The sequence below is a fragment of the Streptomyces zaomyceticus genome, from assembly GCF_014656215.1.
In the GTDB taxonomy this organism is placed as follows: Bacteria; Actinomycetota; Actinomycetes; order Streptomycetales; family Streptomycetaceae; genus Streptomyces; species Streptomyces zaomyceticus.
On sequence record NZ_BNBZ01000018.1, the window covers coordinates 153000 to 158999 of the forward strand.

The following is a 6000-nucleotide window of genomic DNA, read 5'->3' on the forward strand; positions in this document are numbered from 1 at the left end:
GCAGCGCCAGCAGTGCCCAGCAGTTCAGCAGTGCCGGCGGTGCCAGTGGTGCCCAGCAGTTCAGCAGTGCCGGCAGTACCCGGTCGGTCAGCGGCGCTTGTCGCGTTCGGCGGCCTTCTCGGCTGCGGCCGCGGCTTCGGCCTCGGTCTCCTTCGCCTCCACCTCCGGGTCGAGGGGAGCCTCACTGTCGTCGACGGACGTCAGCACGGTGCCCTCGTCCACATCGGTGGGAGCGGGCGGTTCGACCAGCCAGTCGGGATTGGCCTGCTTGTCCCACCACCTCCAGGCGGCGTAGGCGCCGCCGACGAGAATGCCCAGGACCAACAGGCCCTTGGCGAGGCGTCCGGCCCTGGCCTGTCGCTCGTGCTTCTTCACGATCTTCTGGATTTCCTTCGGCGTCACCTGACCGCGCAGCGCGGCCCAGGCGGCAGTGGAACGCGACCCGGCCTCCTCGAGGACGGGACCGGTCGCGGCGACCGCGTGCTCGACACGTGGAACGGTGTAGTCGGCCGCCTGACGGTAGGCCGAGCGGGTCTTGACCGCCGCGATCTGCGCGGCCGCGTCGACCCGCGGCGGTACATGCGGTGCGACGTACGAGTCGTACTGCTCACGGGCCTGCGCCCGGGCCTGTCGAGCGGCCTTCGAGACCTTCGGTGCGATCAGCACACGCGCCTCGTGGGCGTAGTGCGCGGCCTGGTCCTTCGCCGTGCCGGCGTACGGCGCCACCACTTCCGCGGCGTGCAGGACGCTCTCCTTCGCCGAATCTGACGCGGCGCGCACGCTGTCCATGCGGGTCACGGGATTCCTCCTCCTCGGTGGCGACGATGTCGGGTTTTCGCCTTTCCATCCTTTTCGGAATCATGCCCCCCGGAGCAAAGTCCGGCATGTGGGGCGGGCATCCGGGGCATGCGAGGATCGGACACGCCAGAGACAGACGTGACATGACGCGACATGACGTGGACGGAAGGCGACCGTGGCCGAGCAGCTGTACGCGATCCTCAAGACGAGCCTGGGTGACATCGAGGTGCGGCTGATGCCGTTCCACGCCCCGAAGACGGTCCGGAACTTCGTCGAGCTCGCCGGTGGTGAGCGTGAGTGGACGCACCCGGCGACCGGCAAGGTCTCCTCGGACCCGCTCTACGACGGCACGGTCTTCCACCGGGTGATCAAGGGCTTCATGATCCAGGGCGGCGACCCGCTGGGGAACGGCACGGGCGGCCCCGGCTACGAGTTCGCCGACGAGTTCCACCCGGAGCTCTTCTTCGACCGCCCCTACCTGCTGGCCATGGCGAACGCGGGGCCGGGCACCAACGGTTCGCAGTTCTTCGTCACCGTCGGGGCCGCGACCTGGCTGAACCGCAAGCACACCATCTTCGGCGAGGTCGTGGACAAGGAGAGCCGGAAGGTCGTCGACGCGATCGCGACCACCGCGACCGACCCGCACACCGAGCGGCCGCTCCAAGACGTGGTCATCGAGTCCGTGGTGATCGAGAAGCGCTGACTCGGAAGGGACGGCACCTCTCATGGAACCGAAACCCTCCGAGCGGGCCCACGAGGGCCTGCCGCGCTGCTACCGGCACCCGGAGGCCGAGACCGGCATCCGCTGCACGCGCTGCGAGAAGCCGATCTGCCCGCAGTGCATGGTCTCCGCCTCCGTCGGCTTCCAGTGCCCCGACTGTGTGCGCAACGGCTCGGGGACCGGTCACGCGGCCGACGCCAACCAGCCGCGGACGCTCGCCGGCGGCCGGGTGGTGTCGGACGACCGATTGGTCACCAAGATCCTCATCGGGATCAATCTCGCGGTGTACCTCGCCGTTCTGGCGTTCGGCGACCGGCTCGTCGACGAGCTCGTCCTCATCGGCTATGCCTTCAGCCCTGCGCTCGGCGAGGTCGTCGGGGTCGCGGACGGCGAGTGGTACCGGCTGCTGACCGCGACCGTCCTCCACCAGGAGGTCTGGCACATCCTCTTCAACGTGCTGGGCCTGTGGGTGATCGGCGGGATCGTCGAGCCGGAGCTGGGCCGGATCCGGTACGCGGCCCTGTGCCTGCTCTCCGGTCTCTCCGGCTCCGCGCTGGCCTATCTCGTCGCCGCGCCCAACCAGCCCTCGCTGGGCGCCTCCGGCGTCGTCTACGGCCTGATCGGCGCCTGGGTGGTGCTGGCCCGGCGCCGGCGCCACGACATGCGTCCGGTGGTCCTCTTCGTGGCCCTGTCGCTGCTCATGACGTTCACCCGTCCGGGGATCTCCTGGGAGGCCCACGTCGGCGGTCTGGTCGCGGGCGTCCTGGTGACGTACGCACTGGTGCACGCGCCCCGGGCGCGCCGGGACCTGGTGCAGTACGGGGCCTGCGGGCTGATGCTCCTGATCGACCTGGGGATCGTCCTGGCCCGCTCGTCGGCGCTCACCTGAGCGCACAGCGCTGTGGACGAGCTCTTCTGTGAGCTTTCCCCAGAGTTATCCACAGTGCGTGGCGGCCTCTCGGCACTCTGTGGGGAAAGACCGCGCCCCTCGCCTCTGACCTGGCGTTTCTCCAGGGAGGCGAGGGGCGTTCTGGGCTCCGGCGAGGGTGATTCCGGTCATACCGGCGTCAACCTCGTGCGAGTTATCCACAGATCTTCGTAAGTTATCCAGTGCTGTGCACAACGCTGTGGATAAGTTCAGGGGAGAGCTTGACGAGCGGCCCGTACTGACGCTAGATCGCCGCTACTTCCACTGCGTGGAGACGCCGAAACCGGCCGCGATGAAGCCGAAGCCCACCACGATGTTCCAGTTCCGGATCGACTCGATCGGCATCGACCCGTCGGTGACGTAGAAGACCACGATCCACACCAGACCGATGGCGAACAGCGCCAGCATCACAGGCGCCACCCAGCTGCGGTTGGTCAGCTTGATACTGGTGGCCTGCTTCGCGGGCGGGGGCGTGAAGTCGGCCTTCTTGCGGATACGTGACTTCGGCACGAGGGACTCTCCTGTCGATGCGCTGCGTGACCGCGCAGGGAACTGTGGCTGGCGCCGGGATGTGACGAAGGAGGACGACTGCGTCCCCCAGGCGTCCGTTAGCGTAGTGGTTCCGCGGCACCGAAGGGGATCAGGGTACGTTGACCAATTCCGCCGGCACTCCCGAAGGACCTGGCCGCACCGAGAGGTGGCGCCCCGTCCGGGTGCTCACCCTTGCCGTTTTCGCCCTCGCCGGTCTGATCTTCGTCACGAGCTTCAACACCGCCAAGGGCACCAATATCCGCACCGACGCCTCCCTCCTGCGGCTCTCCGACCTGATCGAGGAACGCAGCCACAAGAACGCGGGCCTCGACGAGTCCACCTCCGCCCTCCGCTCCCAGGTCGACACCCTCGCCGCCCGCGACGACGGATCCACCCGCGCGGAGGACGCGAGACTCGACGCGCTGGAGGCGGCGGCGGGCACCACCGAGGTCTCCGGCTCCGGTCTCACCGTCACCCTCAATGATGCCCCTCCGAACGCCCAGGCCGCCCCCGGCTACCCCGAGCCGCAGGCCAACGACCTGGTCATCCACCAGCAGGACCTCCAGGCCGTCGTCAACGCCCTGTGGCAGGGCGGCGCCGAAGGCATCCGCGTGATGGACCAGCGGCTCATCTCCACCAGCGCCGTGCGCTGCGTCGGCAACACCCTGATCCTCCAGGGACGCGTCTACTCGCCCCCGTACAAGATCACCGCGGTCGGCGACCGCGGAAAGCTGAACAGGGCGCTCGCGGGCTCCCCGGCCATCCAGAACTACCAGCTGTACGTGAAGGCGTACGGGCTCGGCTGGAAAGTCGACGAGCACAGGGCGGTGACTCTTCCCGGGTACTCGGGCACAGTGGACCTCCACTACGCGAAGCCGGTGAGCTGACCGCGGTGGGCCGACACCCGGTGCGTTGACTGCGGGAGGGGCGCTTGCGTCTCGTCGTGAGGACCTTCAGCGAGCTGTGCCTCACGGTCGGCACCCTGATCGTCCTCTTCGTCGTGTACGTCCTGTACTGGACCGGCGTCCAGGCCCAGAGCGCGAGCGCCGGCCAGATCGACACCCTCCAGCGGGAGTGGACCGACGTCCCCGTCCGGCCCGCAGAGCCCGCCCCCGAGGCCGTGCCGTACGTGCGCGGCAAGGGGATGGCCGTCATGTACGTCCCCCGGCTCGGCAAGGACTGGAAGTGGCCCGTCCTCCAGGGCACCGAGGTCGCCACCCTGAAGAAGGGCCTCGGGCACTACGCGAACTCCGGCCGGCTCGGCGCCACCGGCAACTTCGCCGTCGCAGGCCACCGCCGCACCTACGGCGACCCCTTCAAGGACTTCCCCCGGCTGCGCGAGGGCGACGCGATCGTCCTCACCGACGGGACGACCTGGTTCACCTACCGCGTGGACCGCGCGCCGTACCGGACCGTGCCCACCGACATCGGCGTCATCGATCCCGTACCGGTGAAGTCGGGCTTCGACGGGCCCGGCCGCTATCTCACCCTCACCACCTGCGACCCCGAGTGGGGCAGCAGCCACCGGCTCGTCGTCTGGGCGCACCTCGACGCCACCCGGCCGGTCGCCGACGGCCGTCCACAGGCTTTGGACAGCTGACCCCTCACGGCCCCGTCGCCCCGTACTCTGGTCCCCGTAACGAACGGAAGGGGCTGTCGACGTCATGTACGGCTGGATCTGGCGGCATCTGCCGGGCAACGCATGGGTACGGGCGCTGCTCTCGGTCGTGCTGGTGCTCGCGGTCGTCTACGCCCTCTTCCAGTACGTGTTCCCCTGGGCGGAGCCGCTGCTTCCGTTCAACGATGTGACGGTGGACGGCCAGTGAGCGCGCGAATTCTCGTCGTCGACAACTACGACAGCTTCGTCTTCAACCTCGTTCAGTACCTCTACCAGCTCGGCGCCGAGTGCGAAGTGCTCCGCAACGACGAGGTCGAGTTGAGCCACGCCCAGGACGGCTTCGACGGCGTCCTGCTCTCACCCGGGCCCGGCACGCCCGAAGAGGCCGGAGTCTGCATCGACATGGTCCGCCACTGCGCGGCCACCGGCGTGCCCGTCTTCGGCGTCTGCCTCGGCATGCAGTCGATGGCCGTGGCCTACGGCGGAGTCGTCGGCCGCGCGCCCGAACTGCTGCACGGCAAGACCTCCCCGGTCACGCACGAGGGCCGGGGCGTGTTCGCCGGGCTGCCCTCTCCGTTCACCGCGACCCGCTACCACTCGCTGGCCGCCGAGCCCGCCACCGTGCCGGACGAGCTCGAGGTCACCGCGCGGACCGCGGACGGCATCATCATGGGCCTGCGCCACCGGGAACTCCCGGTCGAAGGAGTCCAGTTCCACCCCGAGTCGGTCCTCACCGAGCACGGACACCTGATGCTCGCCAACTGGCTGGAGCAGTGCGGTGACAAGGGGGCGGTCGGACGGTCGGCGGGGCTCGCGCCGGTGGTGGGCAAGGCCGTCGCGTGACGACGGGCTCTCCGTGGTTCCGGGCGACGAACGAGCCGGGACCCGAGCCGATACCCGCCGACCCGTACGGGGCCCCCTCGACGTACGGGGAACAGGCCGCGTCCCCCGGGTACGCGGAAACCCCCGGGTACGCGGAAACCCCGGGGTACGCGGAACCCCCTGCCTACGGGGAGACACCCGCGTACGAGGGAGGCTCCTCGTACGGGCAGGCCCCCGCCCCGGAGCAGACCTACCCGGAGCCCCCAGGGCCCTACAGCGAGCCTCGGCGGCCCCACCCGGAACCCCAACAGCCGTACCGGGAACCCCAGCAGCCCTACCCGGACCCTGAACCCGCCTACGAGACCCCGTACGAAGACCCCTACGTGCCCTCGTACGAGCCGTACAAGACGGAAGAGGCCCCGCGCTCCTCCCCGGGTGACACGACGGTCCTGGAGGCCGTGGAGCCCCTTCCCGGGCCCGGCCGGGCCGAGCGCCGCCGTGCCGCCGCCAGGGTCGGCCGGGGGAAGGCCGCGAGCGGCGGCCCGCCCGCCGGCGCGTCCACCGCGTCCGGCACCGCGCAGG

General features: G+C 69.8%; 8 protein-coding genes and 1 pseudogene. 7 read left to right on the forward strand and 2 right to left on the reverse strand.

Annotation, left to right across the window (positions count from 1 at the left end):
• Nucleotides 1–87: 87 nt before the first annotated feature.
• A complete protein-coding gene (locus IE311_RS23240; RefSeq protein ID WP_189833711.1) occupies nt 88–798 on the reverse strand; it encodes a DUF5324 family protein in 711 nt (236 codons plus the stop codon).
• A gap of 175 nt (nt 799–973) precedes the next feature.
• On the opposite strand from IE311_RS23240, the gene IE311_RS23245 reads away from it, so the two are divergent.
• Entirely contained in the window at nt 974–1501 is a 528-nt protein-coding gene (locus IE311_RS23245) for a peptidylprolyl isomerase (RefSeq protein ID WP_189833712.1), read from the forward strand.
• A gap of 22 nt (nt 1502–1523) precedes the next feature.
• Complete coding sequence (locus tag IE311_RS23250) at nt 1524–2408, forward strand: rhomboid family intramembrane serine protease (RefSeq protein ID WP_189833713.1); 885 nt, start codon at nt 1524–1526, stop codon at nt 2406–2408.
• Nucleotides 2409–2702: 294 nt separating this feature from the next.
• On the opposite strand, the gene crgA is transcribed toward IE311_RS23250, so the two are convergent.
• On the reverse strand, nt 2703–2957 hold the full coding sequence (gene crgA, locus IE311_RS23255) for a cell division protein CrgA (RefSeq protein WP_030321260.1): 255 nt from the start codon (nt 2955–2957) through the stop codon (nt 2703–2705).
• Nucleotides 2958–3097: 140 nt separating this feature from the next.
• Between crgA and IE311_RS23260 the strand changes: the two genes are divergently transcribed.
• From IE311_RS23260 to IE311_RS23280, 5 genes and pseudogenes are all read left to right on the forward strand, one after another.
• Complete coding sequence (locus IE311_RS23260; RefSeq protein ID WP_189833714.1) at nt 3098–3865, forward strand: DUF881 domain-containing protein; 768 nt, start codon at nt 3098–3100, stop codon at nt 3863–3865.
• Nucleotides 3866–3909: 44 nt separating this feature from the next.
• On the forward strand, nt 3910–4578 hold the full coding sequence (locus IE311_RS23265) for a class E sortase (protein WP_189833715.1): 669 nt from the start codon (nt 3910–3912) through the stop codon (nt 4576–4578).
• Nucleotides 4579–4642: 64 nt separating this feature from the next.
• Nucleotides 4643–4804, forward strand: a complete 162-nt coding sequence (locus IE311_RS23270) for a hypothetical protein (RefSeq protein ID WP_189833716.1) — start codon at nt 4643–4645, stop codon at nt 4802–4804.
• The gene (locus IE311_RS23275) at nt 4801–5439 is read left to right on the forward strand and encodes an aminodeoxychorismate/anthranilate synthase component II (protein ID WP_189833717.1); all 639 of its coding nucleotides are present in this window, start codon (nt 4801–4803) and stop codon (nt 5437–5439) included. The genes IE311_RS23270 and IE311_RS23275 overlap by 4 nt, the downstream gene beginning before the upstream one ends.
• Nucleotides 5436–6000 (forward strand): annotated as a pseudogene (locus IE311_RS23280) (class E sortase); the annotation flags it as partial. The gene IE311_RS23275 and the pseudogene IE311_RS23280, both read left to right, overlap by 4 nt.

What these genes read in the sequence shown, in the direction of transcription:
- IE311_RS23250 (WP_189833713.1), top strand. Translation starts at nt 1,524, where the DNA reads ATGGAACCGAAACCCTCCGAGCGGGCCCACGAGGGCCTGCCGCGCTGC.
- IE311_RS23270 (WP_189833716.1), top strand. Translation starts at nt 4,643, where the DNA reads ATGTACGGCTGGATCTGGCGGCATCTGCCGGGCAACGCATGGGTACGG.